Genomic DNA, 17451 nt, shown 5'->3' with positions numbered 1-17451 from the left:
TCTATTAAAATCATTTGTGAAGTATAGCTTCACCTGTTCCAAAGTTGATCTCTTTTACAGACCCTTTTACAGTCTCGCTCTCTCCGAATATACCATAAACTGTAACTGAATCCCCGTCAACGACAAGTCTTGTGACAGATTCCATTACTGTCTCACGGTTATCACCATCAACAAGGATGACCTTTAGCTCACACATACTTTTTCCCTCTTTACTGTTCACTCAAATAGACGGGCTACTGAACAGCCCTTTGGAGCCCCGATATCTTCTCCCACAGGGTCACACTTCACCTTTAGTAAATATGCTATTGGTCTATAATTCTCTTCTGACATGGTCTCATAGTTTGCCATTCCCTTGCTGATGATAAGTGAGGCATTATCAAATGCATCCTTAAGCTCCGCAGGAGCCTCCTGCAAGCGAACACCGATGGCATTGGATCCGGTTGTCAGAACGCGGTCAACTTTATCAGCAATTCCGAACTCTTCGATCTCTTCCATGGTCACATCGTTCAGTATTGGCGCACCCCTTACGACAAGGGTGATATTTCCTCCCATCTTTTTGATGATCTCAAAGACAAGAGTATCAATAAGTATTTCACCGCAGTTATCTGCAAGATAGACAACATTGCTGAGTTTGTCCAGCATTTTTTCGGTGTCATCGATGTCCAGACCCCTCTGGAAATGTTCCTTAAATGTTTCATCAAAAACATCGATCGGAACTTCAAGACCCATTACACCGTAATCAAAATAGTTACCTATGACGGCCGCAAGCACCGCACGCTTGAATGTTGCAACATCATCCCCATCACCGTTAAAAACATGGGAACGTATCACCGGCATGAAGCGGGATGCAGTTTTGCTGCTGAGCTCTTTCATGCTTTTATAAGGATCGTTGTCATCCAGGATCTCATAGGCTTTCCTGTGCATTGGGGTCGACAGTTCTGCCGCAGGCATTCCAGGTTCATAGAGTGAATTAAGCACATCTATTCCTCCAAGAATTGCTTTTTGTATCAGCTCTTCGTCATCAGTTGACAGTTCTGCTTCCTGGTGAACCCTGGAAAGCAGGCAATATGAACATCTTGGGTGAACTTTCATCGGACCATTCCTGTGTGAGTTGTCGGGTGTGTATTTTTATCATCTGCTATAAGCTTAACCTTGTTTAATATCCGAAAAAGAAAAAAACCTTTGTGTGTATCTATAACCTAATCAGGATTTTAGATAATTATGAACTACAAAAGTATTCCAAAATTTAAACGTTTCAAATTAAAAACCGAACACGGACGTTATATTATACTTGGCAGCATCGATGGCATACTGGCTATTCTGGGTGTTGTTATAGGTACATCACATGTGGCAAATGACCCGGCAATTGTCATTAATGCCGCACTTGGAGGAGCAGTTGCCCTGGCACTTACAAACGGAGTAGGATCGTATCTTGCTGAAAGTGCCGTTGAGTTCGGCAAACTGGCAGAACTGGAAAAACCACTACTAAGAAGCCTAAACAGGACAAAGATAGAGGAAGAAGCTAAAAAGAAAATATGGAGCGACTCCATATTTCACGGCGGAGCAAGTTTCTGTGGCTCATTGGTCCCGATACTCCCATTCCTGCTTCTGGACGAATACGCACTTGAGATAGCAGTCGTAATGAGTATAGCAGTCCTTTCAATACTTGGAGTATATTCAGGTAAACTTGCAAAGCAGAGTATGATCAAACATTCAGTGCGCATGGTCGGACTGGGCATAATGATCGTTGCAGCAGTCACTATACTTGGACTGGAGTAAAACAAATCTGAAGTAAATGATAGTGAAATTCTAGTGAAATTTACTATTTACTATTTTTTCTATTGTTTTTCAGTTTTTCACTCATGTTTAAATTACATGGACATATATAGAGAGCCTCATGCTTGAAACCGTTGCATTACTGCTTGTAAGCCTTATTATGATCACAAAAGGAGCAGACTGGTTTGTGGAGTCTGCCGTAATTATTTCCGAGAAAAGCGGCATCCCAAAAATCATAATAGGAGCCACCATTGTCAGCTTTGCAACCACTGCACCGGAATTTACGGTTTCAGCTATGGCAGCCTATCTTAACCATGTTGAAATGACAGTAGGAAACGCAGTTGGTTCTGCAATATGTAACATCGGACTTGTGCTTGGTGCAGTAATTGTTATCAAAGCAATACCTGTGGAACTTAATGGTTTCACACGCAAAGGAGGATTCATGCTTGGTTCTGCTTTGCTGCTGTTTGCTGTTTCATACGATGGAGTGGTAAGCTCATTTGACGGAATACTGCTGTTACTTGTGTTCATAGGATTCCTGTACTATAATTACCGCCTTCAGCGTGCTGTTTTTGACGGAAATGAGGAACTCAGGGAAAAAGTACCTTTAAGCCAGTTAAAGAAAGATATACTTCTTTTTATTGCAGGTGCATTACTTGTAGTAATAGGTAGCCGAATACTGGTTGATGCAGGTATAACCATTGCAGAATGGCTCGGTGTTCCTGAGATGATAATAGCCCTCACGCTTGTTGCACTTGGAACATCACTACCGGAACTCATCACAGCGGTCTCAGCCACCTTAAAAGGACATCAGGACATATCCATAGGAAACATACTTGGTGCAAATACAATGGATATTGCACTGATCCTTGGAGCATCCTCACAGATAAGACCACTGACAATATTACCTCAATCGCTGAATTATGATTTTCCTTTTATGATCGCATTAATGGTAATTCTTATAATCTTCGGCATCACAGGAAAGAAACTGGAAAAATGGGAAGGCGGAGTAATTCTTGGAGTATACATTGGATATGTAGTTGGCCTGTTCACACTTTATAACTAAAAACATACTAACAAATATAATGATCAATCGATACATTTAAATTATGACACTTAGCTACCTTCTATGAAAGAGGTGGCTTATTATGAATAGTAAATTTCTAATATTCATTATATTGTTGGTACTATCCCTTGCAGTATCTGGATGTAGCGATAAAGAAGAGACAATTACCATTCAGGATGACGAAGGTAATAATGTAGATATTACCTACACCGAAGGCTCAGAAGATGAAGTCTGTCCTGTAGGTTCAACGGTTACAATGAGCAATCCCAACACAGGAGAAAGCATGGTGATGGAAGTTATTGGCACTGAAGTCATTGACGGAATCGAAATGTGCTACATGGTTGCTGAAATAAATGCTGAAGATGAACAAGTATCCAGAATGGAGATGTATACTCCGATTAATGAGGATGACGAAAGCTTCATCATGACCTATTACGATGAGGACGGTAATGTTCTTTCTGAAATGAAATTCATGGACGGTAAGATGACCGTGACAGATGAGAACGGTGAGACTTTTGAAATGACTATGGGAATGGAAGAATAATCATTCCCCCACTTATTCCTTATTCTAATATATTTTATTTTTGTTATTCTATTCTTTGACGGTAACATTTTAATTTATTTTTTTACACATAACTGTTTCCTGAATTGATTTTATATATTATAATTACCATGAGTAATAACTATGCAATTACCGTCCCCAGATGAACTTAAGCAGAAGAGGATCGATCTCGGCCTGACACAAAGTGACCTTGCAAAACGCGCAGGTGTCAGCCAGCCACTTATTGCAAGAATCGAAGCAGGAGATGTAGATCCCAGGTTATCAACTCTCAGGAAGATCATTGATGTTTTCAATGATATCGAAAAAGAGGATATTTATCTCAGGGATATCATGAACAGAGAACTTATTTCCGTAGACCCTAACGAGAGTATAGATAAAGCTGTCAGTATCATGGAAAAATACAACATATCCCAGATACCAGTAATACAGGACGGAATTTCAGTTGGCAGTATATCAGAAAACATGATCGTCAGATCCATGTCTGACAAAAAAGCTTCAGAGGTTTCGCACATGAAGATAGGGGATATAATGGGGGATTCATTTCCAACACTCTCACCGGGCACTGATATCAAAACCGCATCTTACATGCTTGAAAAACATCCTGCTGTCCTTGTGCTGGAAAAAGGACATGTTGCAGGTGTTGTTACCAAATATGATATCCTGAAATTGCTGAGTGAATGATTCTGCTTAAGGACAGATTGCAGGGGAAATAAATGAATAAAGCTTACAGGATAGGAAAAATAATTGGTATACCCATCAAGATCGATATTTCATTCCTGATCGTACTGCCTTTATTCGCATGGTTTTTTTCTTCACAGACACAACCCTTTGGATTTGCAGGCATTCAATCTGAAATAATAAAATATACCCTTTCATTACTGACTGCAATTTTGCTCTTTGTATCCGTACTGGTACATGAACTTGCACACTCTTATTTCACTCTGAGATTCGGAGGAAGTATCAAGGAGATAAGACTTCATTTATTGGGAGGAGCTGCTGTTATGAAACAGGAAGTACATGAGCCATTAAAGGTAATTACAATCGTAGCTGCCGGACCTGTTTCAAGTATAATGATGGGTGTATTGCTTCTCTTTTTAGGTTCTACATTAAATCCGGTATCCCTCAAAGACGGAAATTCTTTGTTTCTGGTCGTTTTCATCCTCGGATATGTAAATCTCTTTCTGGGTATCTTTAATCTGGTACCGGCATTTCCAATGGATGGAGGAAGAATACTACGTGCTTTTCTGTCAATACATATGGATTATGTAAAAGCAACTGAAAAAGCTGTTTTAATCGGGAAGATATTTGCAGTGCTTATAGGCATTTTAGGTCTGTTCATTGATATATGGTTACTCTTGATCGCACTTTACATATACGGCAATGCAAGCAGAGAAGAACAGCTGGTAAAAATGATATATCGTAGATATTAGTGTTCTCGCAAAAGATTTTTAGTCATTATTTGGCTCTGTAGAAATCATTTTAATGTGAGTGATACAAACTTTACCCATTTTCATTTCCACAAAAACAACTATTAAGATAAAAATAAAGTAACCATACCCCAAAGGCAACACATTCCCATGCTGCTGTGCAGAATATTAGTATTTTAGATCATTACAGTTATACAAATAATTCTGCAGATGTACTAAGAAGAACCAGAAGAAAAATGAGAAAATACATACCACTAACACTATGTATCCTTCCATAATTAATTCAAGCAGGTGTGAACCTTATGGAAAATTCAAATAACATTCAAATCGCTTTAGAGATCATGATGAAAGCCCATAAAAACCAACTTGACAACGCTGGTAATCCCTACATCCTACATCCAATCGCTGTCATGATCAGACTTGAGAACGAAGGCAATTATCCTCATACAGCAGGACCAGGTTCCTCATGGATGGAATGTGCAAGAATCACAGCTCTCTGGCATGATATTGCAGAAGATACTCCCTGGTCAATTGAAAAACTTATGAATGAAGCCCATCTCGACCTTCCGGAAGAATCCCTGCATGATATTGAAACAAGTCTCCGGCTCTTAACCCACCTCCCAGACGTACCATATATGGACTACATCAATAACATTATTGCACATGCTCCTGAGTGTAATGGTATTCCTCTGTACATCAAAAAAGCCGATCTGGAACATAATACTCTTCCGTCAAGACTTGACTTTATGAAGCCTGAAGAAAAAGAAAGAAGATTCAACAAATACAATCCTGCCATAAAACTCATTACAGAAACAATAGAAGAATTCGAGAAATCATTCTAAAAAATTCTAATTCTCCTCATTTAGCTCATCCTGCTAAATTGTTTGTAAAGCGAATGTTTCTTATAAATTCAAAGATTCTATGATGTTATTTGCTGAATGGAAATTGACTGAAATATGCATATCCTTTTAGGAATCAGAAATTGAACTGGGAGTCCATAATAGGTTTATATAATAGGCTTGCATATCAGGCACAAGTTGCCACATGGACAACACGCCATAAGGCAAACAAAAGTTTCAGATTTCAATTACACTAACACTATCAGGAGATTAAAATGGATCTTGAAGATACACTTCTTATGATGCCAGGACCGGTTCCGGTCGCACCTCGCGTTCTCAGGGCAATGTCAAAACCTATGATAAACCACAGGGGAGCAGAGTTCTCAGCAATGTATGATGACTGCTGTGAGATTCTGGCAGATGTTTTTCAGACAAAGAATGATATTTTTATTATAAGCGGTTCAGGCAGTGCCGGTATGGAAGCTGCTGTGGGCTGCACAGTGGGAAAAGATGACGTGGTGGTAACTCTTGAGAACGGAAAGTTCGGAGAGAGATTCAAGAAAATAGCAGACAGGTATGGAAAAGTAAACCCACTGGAAAATGAATGGGGTTACTCATTTGACCTTGCAGAAGTAGAGAAGAAACTCGAAGAAGGTGCAAAGGCCGTCACACTTGTTCACAACGAGACCTCAGCAGGTATACAGAACCCTGCAAAAGAAATTGGAAAACTCGCAAAGAAGCATGATGCACTCTTTATCATGGACGGTGTCACAACCCTTGGTGGCGATGACGTAAAGGTCGACGAATGGGGAGTTGACATTGCAATTGTAGGTTCACAGAAATGCCTTGCAGCACCACCAGGACTTTCAATGGTATCTGTCAGTGAGCGTGCTTTTGAAGCAATGGACGAGAAAGGCGAACTTCCATATTACTTAGACCTTAAGGCATACAAGAAGAGCGGTGACAAGTCACAGACACCTTACACACCTGCAGTCCCTCTGTTCTTCGGACTTCAGGAGGCATTGCATATCGTAAAGGAAGAAGGCATGCCAGCAAGGATCAACCGTCATGCAACATGTGCTGAAGCTGTAAGGGCAGCTGTTGCTGCAATGGGCATTGAGATGCTTCCACAGCTCGATGAATTCAGCCAGTATTCTAACACTGTTTCAGCCATGAAAGCTCCTGAGGGAGTCACAGGCAATGACATCAAGAAAGATATGCTTGCGAGGGGAATCACCATCGCTGGCGGACAGGACCGCCTTAGTGGCAAAATCTTCAGGATCGGAAGCATGGGTAATGTCCAGCCAAAGGACATCATGCTGACAATACAGGAGCTTGAAGTCGTCCTTAAGAAGAGAGGAGTCATATCCGGACTCGGAGCGGGAGTAGAGGCTGCCAGCGAAGTGCTGGACTCACTTCTTTAAACATCCTTAGAACAATAATAAAGGTAAAACATGCCAACAATAGGAGTCGTTGACACTACATTTGCACGCTTCAATATGGGAAAAGCAGCCATAGATGAGATACAGCAGAATATGTCTGCAAAGATTATACGCAGGACTGTTCCTGGTGTCAAGGATCTTCCGGTTGCTGCTAAAAAGCTCATAGAGGAAGAGGGATGCGAGATAGTCATGGCTCTTGGCATGCCTGGCAGCAAAGAACAGGATAAGATCTGTGCCCACGAAGCATCCACCGGAATAATCCAGGCACAGCTTATGACAAACACCCATATCATAGAGGTCTTTGTCCATGAGGATGAAGCAAGGGACGAAAATGAACTTGTGTTCCTCATGGACCAGAGGTCAAGGGAACATGCACTCAATGTTGTTAAAATGCTGAGCAGACCTGAGAAAATGATTAAGGAAGCAGGCACCGGTCAGAGACAGGGCTTTGAAGATGTTGGCCCTGCAAGGATGTAATAACCGGACAGAAATCAACAGAAGATTATAATTAATTCAAATCTAAACTTTAAGTGATTATTATGACCATAAAATTGGGATTTGTAATAGCTGAATTTAACAGGGATCTTACATTCCAGATGGAAATGCTTGGTGAAGAGCATGCTAAGTTCCTCGGTGCAGAGGTTGTAGAAAAGATCCTGGTTCCGGGAGTATATGACATGCCACTGGCTATCAAGAAACTCTGCGAACGTGATGACATCGATGCTGTTGCCACCATGGGAATTGTTATCGAAGGTGCAACACAGCACGATGAGATCGTTGTGCAGCATGCAGCAAGAAAGATCACCGATCTCTCACTGGAATATAACAAGCCTGTAACACTGGGAATTGCAGGTCCGGGAATGACCAGAATGGAAGCACACGAGCGTGTGGATTACGGAAAGCGTGCTGTTGAAGCTGCTGTCAAGCTGGTACAGCGCTTGTAAGTATTAAACTACAAAATTATTAACTAAAATTTCAAAGTGCAAACTGAAAAATGGTTGTGTTAATTGCATGGCATCATCAAGATTAAAGAGGGTGGAAGAGTCAGCAACGATGAAAGCTGCAAATGCTGCCAACAAAATGAAAGAGGATGGTATCGATGTTATAAGTTTCACATTAGGTGAACCTGATTTTGATACTCCTAAACATATTTGTGATGCAGCAGCAGATGCGATGTACAGGGGGGAGACACACTATTCACCGGGAGCAGGAATTCCTGACTTGAAAAAAGCTATTGCTAATAAGCTTTGCACAGAGAATAAACTGGATGCAAAGGCTTCTGAAATAGTTGTCACACCTGGTGCAAAGCAGGCTATTTTTGAAATCATGATGTCAGTTCTTGACGATAATGATGAGGCAATACTCTTTGATCCTGCATGGGTTTCATACGACCCCGCCATAAAATTTGCAGGTGCAAACACAACATGGGTTCCAACTGATCCTGAAAATGGATTTAAGCCAGTTGATCTTGAAGAATACATAAATGAGAAAACAAAGCTCATTGTTGTCAATAGCCCTGGAAACCCAACTGGTGCTGTTTATGATAAACAGACACTTAAAAATATAGCTGATGTTGCCATTGACAATGACATCCTTGTACTTTCAGATGAGATCTATGAGAAGATAATCTATGACCAGGAACACGTCAGTATTGGTTCATTTGAAGGAATGCAGGACAGGACCATCACTGTTAACGGATTCTCAAAAGCCTACGCAATGACAGGCTGGAGACTTGGTTATGTTCATGCAAGACCGGACATCATTAAACCGATTATGAAGATACAGTCACATTCAGTCAGCAGTGCAACCACTTTTGTGCAATATGGAGGTATTGCAGCACTTGAAGGGCCACAGGACCCTGTAGCTGAAATGGTTGAAAGGTTCAAAATGAGAAGAGATATTCTTGTAGACGGCCTGAATGCAATTGGAATCAAATGCCAGAAACCAGGCGGTGCATTCTATGCATTTGCAGATGTCAGTGAGTACGCAGATGGAGATACCGTTGCTGAAAAACTCCTGCTGGATGCACACGTAGCAGTTACTCCGGGATCAGCATTTGGAGAAAGCGGGAAGAACTTCATCAGAATTTCCTACGCCACATCAATTGAGAGAATACAGGAAGGACTGGAAAGGATCAAGGCAGCACTTGTCTGATTCCTTTTTATCCACATTATTTTTAGTTTATTCAGGATTTTACAGATTATTCCTGATATCTTTCAAGCACTTTTTTTACGATTTTTGCACTACCACACAAAGAACACTCAAGTGAACTGTCTATTCTGACAACCTTGCAATCAAAGCCTCTGGAATGCAGATCATTCTCAAGCTGAGATGCATCAAAACCCTGGTCATATCCAAGTGCAATTATATCAGGCATTATCTGCATTATAGGATCAAAAATATCAGACTCGCTACCAAGAAGAGCATTATCTACTATTTTCAGAGAGCTGACCATTTCCAATCTCTGCTCATCTGTTATTATTGGTCTTGGTTTGTGTCTTATCATGGACTCTCTGGCGACAATAACGTAAAGTTCGTCACCAAGTTTTTTTGCTTCGCTCAGATAATGGATATGTCCCGGATGAAGCAGATCGAATGTTCCTGTTGCAAGTACTCGTACCAAAACATCACCTGTTATGCTGCCTCCTATAAACAAGCATCTTTTATAAAGATAGCTCCAGAGACATAGTATCTTGCAAAAATGACAAGTAAATATTTAGATATCTACCCTAAATTTCTCATATATGTATGGATATATATCGGATATATTATTAAGTTTTGTTAAAAATACCTTCAAATAGAAAGGTTCCATTAGAGTTGAAAGTGAACCTGATGCAGGTTCATCATTCATATTTGAATTACCTATTATAGCAGCTCTCAAGAATAAACTAGAAAGCGACTTATAATCACTCTTTGATCTTTCCAACAACCGGAAAACTGTCCAATGCATCTACTTCATGTGGAGCTTCCATATCCAGGGACTCGGTTAAATCGGTTCCTGCTTCATGTAAGCCCATGTGTTCTCCTGTTTCCCAGAACTCACTGGCACTTACATCATAGACCTGGCCTGCATAAACAACATAAACTTTCTCATTATCGATACCATTGTACCTGGCTACCTCTTCAAGTGTAAATTCCTGCATATCCTCACCACTCTAAAATAATCATTCAAATAAATAGACTTTTGGGTACTGTTTTCATTTATGATGCATACAAATACCAGGCTGAATTCAATATTTAAGTATGCAGCCACCTTCAGTACCGGTCTTTTCAAAATACTGCTGATGATATTCCTCTGCCCTGTAGAACGGACCTGCAGGCATTATCTGTGTTACTATGGGCTTTTTAAAACGATGTGATAGTTCGAGTTCTTTTTTAGAAGACATAGCTTTGTTCTTCTGCTCTTCATTATGATAGAATATAGCAGAACGATACTGAGTCCCTACATCCGGGCCCTGTTTATTAAGACTTGTAGGGTCGTGCAGTTCCCAGAAAAGCTCCAGTAATTTATCATATGAAACTATTGAAGGATCAAAGAGTAGCTCCACAGCCTCTGCATGCCCTGTATTGCCCATGCAGACTTCCTTATAGGTAGGATTTTCCTTGTTTCCACCTGTATAACCTACCTGTGTAAAATCAACGCCTTGCACTTTTCTGAATACTGCCTCAACACCCCAGAAACAACCTGCTGCAAAAGTCGCTTTTTCATAACCTTTGCTGAGTAATTCCTCTTTTAATAAGACCCCATCACGTAGTAAATTCTCTTGTGATAACGTCCCATCGCCAGGTAATTCCCCTTTTGATAACATCCTATCACCTATGAAAGGGTGAGATGTCATGAGCCATAAATGTTTCTATCAAGAGGATTTTCCAAGAAGCTCTTCTTTAATATCTGAATAACATTTCTCAAAAAGACTCTGTCCACCTTCAATCTCAAGGACCTCGAAATCAAATATCTCTGCGAACTCATCCACTTTTTCATCGAAATTCTCAGTATATGTGAGTCCTGTCTGAATCTTTGCAACCCGCTTGTATCCTGTCACTTCGTTGACCTTCTTAAGCATCTTTATAGTCTTTTCAGGTTTCTCAGGATCAACTCTCATAATCTCACGCCATGCATGAGCAAACATTGGTGTGAAAAGGAACGTACCATGTTCACTGAATTTTTTCAGCGTCGTCAGATACTCCTGACAACCTCCAAGAGTTGCACCGACACAATCATCCACAGTACGTACATTGTCCCTCAGTATCCTGACAGGACATGATCCTTCAAGATGAGCATAATCAGACTCTATCTTGTCAAATACATTCCCACATAAACCGTAGAACATCAGGATGCCATTTGAACATGTACTAAGTTCATCTATCAGCTTGTAGATCTCAGTTTTGAGGATCTTGGGAAACTCATGCAATGCGAGTTCAACTATATAGATCATTACTGTGTACTTTTCAGGATCGTTCCTGTACTTTTCAGTATCAGAACGGAGTTTTGCAGGTGACAGTAAACAAAATTCCAGATCTGCTTTTTTGAGTTTGAGGATAAAGTCTTCTTCCTGACCGTTACCAACTACGAGAATCTCATCTACAGAATTGTCATTTTCAAGTATGTGCACGATCTCATCCTGAAGGATCTTGCATGATAGTATTGTCAGTAATGGCATAATGTTCCCTACATGTTATTGATTATTCACTCTTTTGCCTGTACATATATACAAAACTCAGTACGAAAGCAACGATACCGGACGGAATTCCTACGAACAGTGAGAAAAAATCCTGTCCTGCAATGCCTGGGTTACCAGTATTGTAACCAGCACAAAAATGATAAGGCTGATTACCACTGTTTTTGCAACATGCATATTATTTATAATCCCCAATGTTTTCATGACTTTTTACAATGATCATCGCTTCACCGGTTTAATAAAAATACTAGTAACCTGATAGAATGAGAAGTTAACGCTTCCCGGACTTAAAATTTCATTGCTAAAAACAAACAGAAAGGAAATATGAGCATGCAACCTGAAAACACAACTTCTGTAACTGTGAGAGCAACAACGATAGAAGATGTCCCCCTTATTATGAAACTTGTAAAAGCACTGGCTGAATTTGAAGGACTGAGTGACCATGTGCTTGCAACTGAAGAGAGTCTCAAAGAAGGAATGTTTGGAAAGGACAAATATGCAGAAGCAATTGTTGCAGAGATTGACGGCAAAGCTGTCGGATTTATTGTATTCTTCCATAATTACTCTACATTTGTAGGAAGACCGGGACTTTACATTGAGGACATATTCGTCTATCCCGAATACCGTGGCAAAGGTGTAGGCAAAAAACTCATGGCGCATTGTGGTAAAATAGCAAAAGAAAGGAACTGTGGAAGACTGGAATGGAGCGTACTTGACTGGAACCCTGCCAGAAAATTCTATGAACACATGGGTGGTGAACACCAAAAAGAGTGGCTTCTGTACAGGCTGGATGAGAAAGGCATCAAAGAACTTGCCGAGAGAAAATAAGTAATTATATCGGCCCTGCGATAAAGGTGACAATTACAACGAAATGACCATACAAAAAGACAAAGATCTTTTTGAAAATGATCATCTATCCTGGCATTTCTGATATATCAGTTCCATGCCAGGTATGATCAAAATAAAATATATTATTCAGTTGCGGTGTCGTTTGCAGCTGTTTCTTCAGTAACGTTCTCTGCCACCATTTCTACATCTTCAGTGACGTTCTCTGCCGCCATTTCTACATCTTCAGTGACATTCTCTGCGACATCTGCGACATCTTCAGTAACGTTCTCTGCTGCATGTTCTGCATCTTCAGTGACATTCTCTGCAACGTCCTCTGAATCTGTTGCTGTATCTTCTGTTGTGTCTGCACATCCTGATACGGCTACAAGTCCGATCATCAGGAAAACCATAAGTATGCTTAAAAATTTCTTCATGTTACGTCTCCGATCACTACTACTAATCTATATATTCTATAGACGTCTACGGATAAACCATAAATTACTTAAGTTTTTCGATATGCAACGTTTCTTGATATCATATTTTTAAAGAAATAATATCTGTAGAAATGAAAAAATATTAACAATTCTATAGGATGGAAAATGATACAAAAACGGATTTGAAAAACAGCTGAACAGAGGGTTTCAAAGGCTTTGAAGATGCATAAATCATGCGTAAAGCCGTCTTTATAATGTATTTATAATAGGACAGAATATCGATGAAAAACTTGAGATGTATTCCAATGATGAGACTCAGACCATCTTGTAACTGCAAACAAAAAGAGAGAGTGGGGAACAATCATAGTAAAATGTAGTAAAAGGTGAATCCTTTCACTCAATAAATACCATGGCAGCGATAACAGTTGTCCATTTACCATCCTTGTCGCCATATGCGGTCTGGCAATAGTGCGTAGTGTCTATAATATGGCCACTTGCCTTGTAGACCTGTTCCCTTTCATGCCATGCACTATTTGAATCGAATTCGATTCCAAGAGTTGTTGCAAGCATTGTTGCTGCAATATCTTCGGCATATTCTCCGGCTGTTTCTTCATCCTCACCGAAAGAATGATGCTCGGAGATGTAACCATAATTATTTTCATTTACAGGAACTGCAGTGCCAACTGCCGCTGCTATAAGCCTGCATGGTTCATTTGTTTCATTACGTGCAAGAACACAATGTACGATCTCACCCGCAGGAAGATTTTTAATCCCTTCTTCACGAGATACTAATCTACAATTCGGAGGAAGTATGCTGGAAACGGTAACAAGATTATATTTCTGAATAAGCGCCTCGCGCAGTGCCAGTTCAAAAGATGCCAGTTTATCCTTATGAACACCCACACCTTTTGTCAAAAAGCATTTTTTTGGAACCATTTCAATCATCACTTAATCTATAGTTAACTTAAATTATACAGGAATTTATCGTTTCGAGATTTTAAATATAAACTTATATCATCAATCCACGACCATACTTGAAATTGTATCTTATTATAAGAAGATTATGAGTCCCTGAAAAACAATAATAAGAGGTTTTTTGCTTTTAAAAGTATTTTTGCATGGAATTGGGCGCTTCAGGATAAACAGAATACTTATTTCCAGTAAAATTCATACATTTTCCGGGATAGAAATAGATTCAGGTGTAATATATTAAAGGATGAACTCCTTAACAAAGCGCGGAGCAAGCTAAAAATGGATATTTCCCGGCTGATAGAAAAAATAAAATCATCAAGAAGGTATGAGGGACAAATTACACACATAGAAGATGTCCCCGCCAGAGATGCATCTTACAAAGAGCTGGAAATGAATCCATTAATAAGATATGCTTTGAATCAAAAAGGAATTCAGCAGTTATACGAACATCAGGCAGAAGCTGTTGAGAGGACAAGAAATCGGGAGAATATTGTCCTTTCCACCAGTACTGCAAGCGGAAAATCATTATGCTATATGCTCCCTGTTTTTGAAAGCATGTTGCAGGAACCACACGCAACTGCACTATACATATCACCCCTGAACGCTCTTGTGAACGATCAGCTTGATACTTTCAGGGAACTGAGCCAGACAATGACTTTGAATATCAAAATTGATCGTTTTGTAGGTTCAATGAGCAAAGCTGAAAAAGATGCTGTGAAGCATGGAAACACAAAAATAATATTCACAAACCCGGAAATGCTACACCTGAGCTTCCTGCAATGGAAACAGCAATGGAGGCAGTTTCTTTCCAATCTTAATTATATCATCATTGATGAAAGCCATTCATACAGTGGTGTCATGGGAAGTCATATGGCAAACCTCCTGAGAAGACTTAACCGCATATGTGAGAACTATGGTGCCAATCCTCTTTACATCTGCTGTACAGCTACAATTGGAAATCCGGTAGAACACAGCTCCACCCTGACTGGCAGGAAAATGACGCTTATCGACAACGACAGTTCGGGCCAGGGTGCACAGAAATTCATATTCTGGAACCCGCCTCTCTACTCAAATTCACGGAACTTCACCCAGAGAAAAGCCAGTTTCGGGGAAACTGTTGACCTTTTTACAACCTTTGTACAGAGCGACCTTCAGACAATTGTCTTTGCAAGGTCCAGACAGAAAGTTGAAAGAATGTACGTACAGGCCAGAAATACACTTGCAGAGAGAGGAGTTGATAAAACTATCAGCCCCTATCGTGGGGGCTATCATGGCAATGAACGTGAGGATATCGAAAAAGGACTTGCTTCCGGTGAAATCGAAGGAGTGATCTCAACCAACGCCCTTGAACTTGGAATTGACATCGGCGGGCTGGATGCCTGTATAATGGATGGTTTTCCCGGAACTATTATGAGTGCCAGGCAGCAGGCAGGAAGGGCAGGACGTGGAGGCAGGGAAAGCATAGTAACACTGGTAGCAGATTCCAATGCTCTTGACCAGTATTACATGAGAAATCCGGACGACTTTTTCAGGCGGGATTGTGAGGAAGCTGTCATAAATGTTTCAAACCGCTATATTCAGGCAGGTCATCTGCTCTGTGCAGCAAGAGAACTGCCACTAAAACCAGAAGACAAAGAGCATTTCGGACCGGAATTTGATACCATTGTTCAGGTTCTTGAAGAAGAAGGACTTCTGGAAGGAGAATTCGAGAAGCGTTCACGTGACCCGGCACCACACATGAAAATATCAATAAGGAATATTGAAAATGATAGTTATACCATAATCGATAAAACTACCGGAAAACCACTTGAAAAAGACATCGAAAGGCTAAGAGCGTACAGGGAAGCTTTTGAAGGTGCAGTCTACATCAACAAGGGCAAACCCTATTGTGTCACAAAACTTGACCACGATAAAAAAGAGATTCATGTGGAACAGGCAAGTGATGGTTACTATACCAGAGCCATGGTCGATTCGGATATTGTTGTCAGGGAAGTTGTTGAAACAAAAGACCTGTCCACATGTCCTGAAGTAAAAGTTGGTTTTGGTGATGTTGATGTCACACAACAGGTAACAGGTTACAGAAAGATCCAGCAAAGGTCAGATACTGAACTTGGTCAGCATTCGCTGGATATGCCACAGTTCAGTCTTGAGACAGAAGCCATATGGCTTGAACTTCCATATTCTTTTACCGAACTTGTAAATGAGCATGAATGCGACCTTGCCGGAGGAATTCATGCAATCGAGCACGCTATTATCGCAATGTACCCGTTGCATCTGTTAGCTGACAGAAATGATGTTGGCGGTGTTTCAACACCATCACATCCTGATATCTCAGGAAACAGCGGTATTTTTGTATATGACGGACATCCCGGCGGTGTTGGCTATGCTGAAAGTGGTTATGGAAGGATTTCTGAGATGCTTGAGGTCACACTGAAATCCATAGAGAGCTGTCCCTGTTATGATGGATGTCCATCCTGTATCCAGTCTCCAAAATGCGGGAACAACAACAATCCGCTCGATAAGGATGCTGCAATAATGATCCTGAGAAAGATGCTCGGCAAACCAGCATATATCCCTCAGAAGAAGAAAGTGGTAAAAAAGGTTGAAAGGCCGGTAAAGGATGAAACTTACGTACCTGTGCAGAGAGACCCAAAGGACAGACCATTTGACCATACTGCTGCACTGAACAGGGCAAGAAGAAAACTCAGGCAACGTGACCGTAAGAATGCTGATGAGTGGATCCAGGAAGGCATCAAGGCCGGAAAGGAAAAAGACCATGAACTTGCCTTTGAGTGTTTCTCGGCTGCCCTGCAACTCCAGCCTTCAAATGCAACGGCACTGATGAATAAAGGTATGACATGCCTGCGACTGGGACAGAACCAGATGGCTTTGACTATTTTCAACAAACTCATAAGCCGTGGATATGGAAAAAGTGTTGTATGGAAGCACAAGGGAATAGCTTTGCACCGTCTTGGTGATTTTGTGGGTGCAGTAGAGATGTTCGATGAAGCATTGAAAGAAAAGCCTGATGATGCTAAACTGAAAGAACTCAGGGAAAAGTCTGCTTCTAAAATTACAAAATAAAACAATATGCAATCTAAAAATAAAGTAACCATCCGCCGAAGGCGGCACATTCCTATGATACTATACAGAAGAGTATTCCTTAGATTATTGCATTTATGCTCCTAATAATACAGGAGTTCCAAAAAGAACATATTCAGAGTATTGCACAGATTTTTTTATTTCATCTTGTGGGAAAACGCCGGCTTCGCCGGACCCTTCGGGATTCATCAAGTTATTCATGATCTACGATAAATCATAAAAGCAGGATTTCTGCGGAACAAAATGAATCAATGAATCAATCAATGAATCAATAACCAGAGATAAAAAAGAATTGAACCCATAGATGAGTTCAATTTCAGACTA

21 protein-coding genes are annotated in these 17451 nt (G+C 40.5%); 12 read left to right on the top strand and 9 right to left on the bottom strand.

Features of this window, described 5'->3' with window-relative positions; genetic code table 11:
• Positions 1–10: 10 nt before the first annotated feature.
• Both RE474_RS11980 and RE474_RS11975 read right to left on the bottom strand, forming a co-directional pair.
• A complete protein-coding gene (locus RE474_RS11980) occupies positions 11–196 on the bottom strand; it encodes a CooT family nickel-binding protein (protein ID WP_091710831.1) in 186 nt (61 codons plus the stop codon).
• A gap of 20 nt (positions 197–216) precedes the next feature.
• Entirely contained in the window at positions 217–1092 is an 876-nt protein-coding gene (locus RE474_RS11975; protein WP_309310591.1) for a damage-control phosphatase ARMT1 family protein, read from the bottom strand.
• Positions 1093–1221: 129 nt separating this feature from the next.
• Here RE474_RS11975 and RE474_RS11970 point away from each other — a divergent pair, with 129 nt between their 5' ends.
• The 10 genes from RE474_RS11970 (at position 1222) to RE474_RS11925 (ending at position 9266) form a co-directional block, all read left to right on the top strand.
• Positions 1222–1779 carry a VIT1/CCC1 transporter family protein gene (locus RE474_RS11970; protein WP_309310590.1) on the top strand — a complete coding sequence of 186 codons (558 nt, stop codon included), beginning with the start codon at positions 1222–1224 and terminating at the stop codon, positions 1777–1779.
• A gap of 118 nt (positions 1780–1897) precedes the next feature.
• Positions 1898–2842, top strand: coding sequence for a calcium/sodium antiporter (locus RE474_RS11965; protein WP_309310589.1), 945 nt, complete (start codon positions 1898–1900; stop codon positions 2840–2842).
• Between the two features lie 82 nt (positions 2843–2924).
• Positions 2925–3386 (top strand): hypothetical protein, encoded by a 462-nt coding sequence (locus RE474_RS11960; RefSeq protein ID WP_309310588.1) that lies wholly within the window; start codon positions 2925–2927, stop codon positions 3384–3386.
• Positions 3387–3527: 141 nt separating this feature from the next.
• Complete coding sequence (locus RE474_RS11955; protein ID WP_309310587.1) at positions 3528–4085, top strand: CBS domain-containing protein; 558 nt, start codon at positions 3528–3530, stop codon at positions 4083–4085.
• Between the two features lie 32 nt (positions 4086–4117).
• On the top strand, positions 4118–4834 hold the full coding sequence (locus tag RE474_RS11950; RefSeq protein ID WP_309310586.1) for a M50 family metallopeptidase: 717 nt from the start codon (positions 4118–4120) through the stop codon (positions 4832–4834).
• Positions 4835–5133: 299 nt separating this feature from the next.
• Positions 5134–5673 carry a hypothetical protein gene (locus RE474_RS11945; RefSeq protein WP_309310585.1) on the top strand — a complete coding sequence of 180 codons (540 nt, stop codon included), beginning with the start codon at positions 5134–5136 and terminating at the stop codon, positions 5671–5673.
• 272 nt (positions 5674–5945) lie between these two features.
• Positions 5946–7094, top strand: coding sequence for a pyridoxal-phosphate-dependent aminotransferase family protein (locus RE474_RS11940; RefSeq protein ID WP_309310584.1), 1149 nt, complete (start codon positions 5946–5948; stop codon positions 7092–7094).
• A 30-nt stretch (positions 7095–7124) separates the two neighbouring features.
• Positions 7125–7589 carry a riboflavin synthase gene (gene ribC, locus RE474_RS11935; protein ID WP_309310583.1) on the top strand — a complete coding sequence of 155 codons (465 nt, stop codon included), beginning with the start codon at positions 7125–7127 and terminating at the stop codon, positions 7587–7589.
• Between the two features lie 62 nt (positions 7590–7651).
• Complete coding sequence (gene ribH / locus RE474_RS11930; protein ID WP_309310582.1) at positions 7652–8056, top strand: 6,7-dimethyl-8-ribityllumazine synthase; 405 nt, start codon at positions 7652–7654, stop codon at positions 8054–8056.
• 67 nt (positions 8057–8123) lie between these two features.
• Complete coding sequence (locus RE474_RS11925; RefSeq protein WP_309310581.1) at positions 8124–9266, top strand: pyridoxal phosphate-dependent aminotransferase; 1143 nt, start codon at positions 8124–8126, stop codon at positions 9264–9266.
• Positions 9267–9312: 46 nt separating this feature from the next.
• On the opposite strand, the gene RE474_RS11920 is transcribed toward RE474_RS11925, so the two are convergent.
• From RE474_RS11920 to RE474_RS11900, 5 genes are all read right to left on the bottom strand, one after another.
• Positions 9313–9768 carry an FAD synthase family protein gene (locus tag RE474_RS11920; RefSeq protein ID WP_309310580.1) on the bottom strand — a complete coding sequence of 152 codons (456 nt, stop codon included), beginning with the start codon at positions 9766–9768 and terminating at the stop codon, positions 9313–9315.
• A 60-nt stretch (positions 9769–9828) separates the two neighbouring features.
• Positions 9829–9963, bottom strand: coding sequence for a hypothetical protein (locus RE474_RS11915; RefSeq protein ID WP_309310579.1), 135 nt, complete (start codon positions 9961–9963; stop codon positions 9829–9831).
• A gap of 55 nt (positions 9964–10018) precedes the next feature.
• Entirely contained in the window at positions 10019–10255 is a 237-nt protein-coding gene (locus RE474_RS11910) for a cytochrome b5 domain-containing protein (protein ID WP_309310578.1), read from the bottom strand.
• Between the two features lie 87 nt (positions 10256–10342).
• Positions 10343–10921: a peptide-methionine (S)-S-oxide reductase MsrA gene (gene msrA, locus RE474_RS11905; protein ID WP_309310577.1), complete on the bottom strand. Its 579-nt coding sequence runs from the start codon at positions 10919–10921 to the stop codon at positions 10343–10345.
• A gap of 48 nt (positions 10922–10969) precedes the next feature.
• The gene (locus RE474_RS11900) at positions 10970–11773 is read right to left on the bottom strand and encodes a DUF1638 domain-containing protein (protein ID WP_309310576.1); all 804 of its coding nucleotides are present in this window, start codon (positions 11771–11773) and stop codon (positions 10970–10972) included.
• 348 nt (positions 11774–12121) lie between these two features.
• On the opposite strand from RE474_RS11900, the gene RE474_RS11895 reads away from it, so the two are divergent.
• Positions 12122–12619: a GNAT family N-acetyltransferase gene (locus RE474_RS11895; protein WP_309310575.1), complete on the top strand. Its 498-nt coding sequence runs from the start codon at positions 12122–12124 to the stop codon at positions 12617–12619.
• 143 nt (positions 12620–12762) lie between these two features.
• Here the strand turns inward: RE474_RS11895 and RE474_RS11890 are convergent, their stop codons facing one another.
• Together RE474_RS11890 and RE474_RS11885 are read right to left on the bottom strand one after the other, a co-directional pair.
• Positions 12763–13053 carry a hypothetical protein gene (locus RE474_RS11890; RefSeq protein ID WP_309310574.1) on the bottom strand — a complete coding sequence of 97 codons (291 nt, stop codon included), beginning with the start codon at positions 13051–13053 and terminating at the stop codon, positions 12763–12765.
• A gap of 393 nt (positions 13054–13446) precedes the next feature.
• Positions 13447–13989, bottom strand: a complete 543-nt coding sequence (locus tag RE474_RS11885; protein WP_309310573.1) for a pyruvoyl-dependent arginine decarboxylase — start codon at positions 13987–13989, stop codon at positions 13447–13449.
• A 315-nt stretch (positions 13990–14304) separates the two neighbouring features.
• On the opposite strand from RE474_RS11885, the gene RE474_RS11880 reads away from it, so the two are divergent.
• Positions 14305–17109, top strand: coding sequence for a DEAD/DEAH box helicase (locus RE474_RS11880; protein WP_309310572.1), 2805 nt, complete (start codon positions 14305–14307; stop codon positions 17107–17109).
• Positions 17110–17451 lie beyond the last annotated feature (342 nt).

It is taken from the genome of Methanolobus sediminis, assembly GCF_031312595.1.
In the GTDB taxonomy this organism is placed as follows: Archaea; Halobacteriota; Methanosarcinia; order Methanosarcinales; family Methanosarcinaceae; genus Methanolobus; species Methanolobus sediminis.
The sequence above is the reverse complement of the archived record's forward strand: the minus strand, read 5'-3'. Positions and strand labels throughout refer to the sequence as shown.

Coding starts and splice junctions, on each gene's coding strand:
- RE474_RS11980 (WP_091710831.1), bottom strand. CDS start 196: ATGTGTGAGCTAAAGGTCATCCTTGTTGATGGTGATAACCGTGAGACA.
- RE474_RS11975 (WP_309310591.1), bottom strand. CDS start 1,092: ATGAAAGTTCACCCAAGATGTTCATATTGCCTGCTTTCCAGGGTTCAC.
- RE474_RS11970 (WP_309310590.1), top strand. CDS start 1,222: ATGAACTACAAAAGTATTCCAAAATTTAAACGTTTCAAATTAAAAACC.
- RE474_RS11965 (WP_309310589.1), top strand. CDS start 1,898: ATGCTTGAAACCGTTGCATTACTGCTTGTAAGCCTTATTATGATCACA.
- RE474_RS11960 (WP_309310588.1), top strand. CDS start 2,925: ATGAATAGTAAATTTCTAATATTCATTATATTGTTGGTACTATCCCTT.
- RE474_RS11955 (WP_309310587.1), top strand. CDS start 3,528: ATGCAATTACCGTCCCCAGATGAACTTAAGCAGAAGAGGATCGATCTC.
- RE474_RS11950 (WP_309310586.1), top strand. CDS start 4,118: ATGAATAAAGCTTACAGGATAGGAAAAATAATTGGTATACCCATCAAG.
- RE474_RS11945 (WP_309310585.1), top strand. CDS start 5,134: ATGGAAAATTCAAATAACATTCAAATCGCTTTAGAGATCATGATGAAA.
- RE474_RS11940 (WP_309310584.1), top strand. CDS start 5,946: ATGGATCTTGAAGATACACTTCTTATGATGCCAGGACCGGTTCCGGTC.
- ribC (WP_309310583.1), top strand. CDS start 7,125: ATGCCAACAATAGGAGTCGTTGACACTACATTTGCACGCTTCAATATG.
- ribH (WP_309310582.1), top strand. CDS start 7,652: ATGACCATAAAATTGGGATTTGTAATAGCTGAATTTAACAGGGATCTT.
- RE474_RS11925 (WP_309310581.1), top strand. CDS start 8,124: ATGGCATCATCAAGATTAAAGAGGGTGGAAGAGTCAGCAACGATGAAA.
- RE474_RS11915 (WP_309310579.1), bottom strand. CDS start 9,963: ATGAATGATGAACCTGCATCAGGTTCACTTTCAACTCTAATGGAACCT.
- RE474_RS11910 (WP_309310578.1), bottom strand. CDS start 10,255: ATGCAGGAATTTACACTTGAAGAGGTAGCCAGGTACAATGGTATCGAT.
- msrA (WP_309310577.1), bottom strand. CDS start 10,921: ATGTTATCAAAAGGGGAATTACCTGGCGATGGGACGTTATCACAAGAG.
- RE474_RS11900 (WP_309310576.1), bottom strand. CDS start 11,773: ATGCCATTACTGACAATACTATCATGCAAGATCCTTCAGGATGAGATC.
- RE474_RS11895 (WP_309310575.1), top strand. CDS start 12,122: ATGCAACCTGAAAACACAACTTCTGTAACTGTGAGAGCAACAACGATA.
- RE474_RS11890 (WP_309310574.1), bottom strand. CDS start 13,053: ATGAAGAAATTTTTAAGCATACTTATGGTTTTCCTGATGATCGGACTT.
- RE474_RS11885 (WP_309310573.1), bottom strand. CDS start 13,989: ATGGTTCCAAAAAAATGCTTTTTGACAAAAGGTGTGGGTGTTCATAAG.
- RE474_RS11880 (WP_309310572.1), top strand. CDS start 14,305: ATGGATATTTCCCGGCTGATAGAAAAAATAAAATCATCAAGAAGGTAT.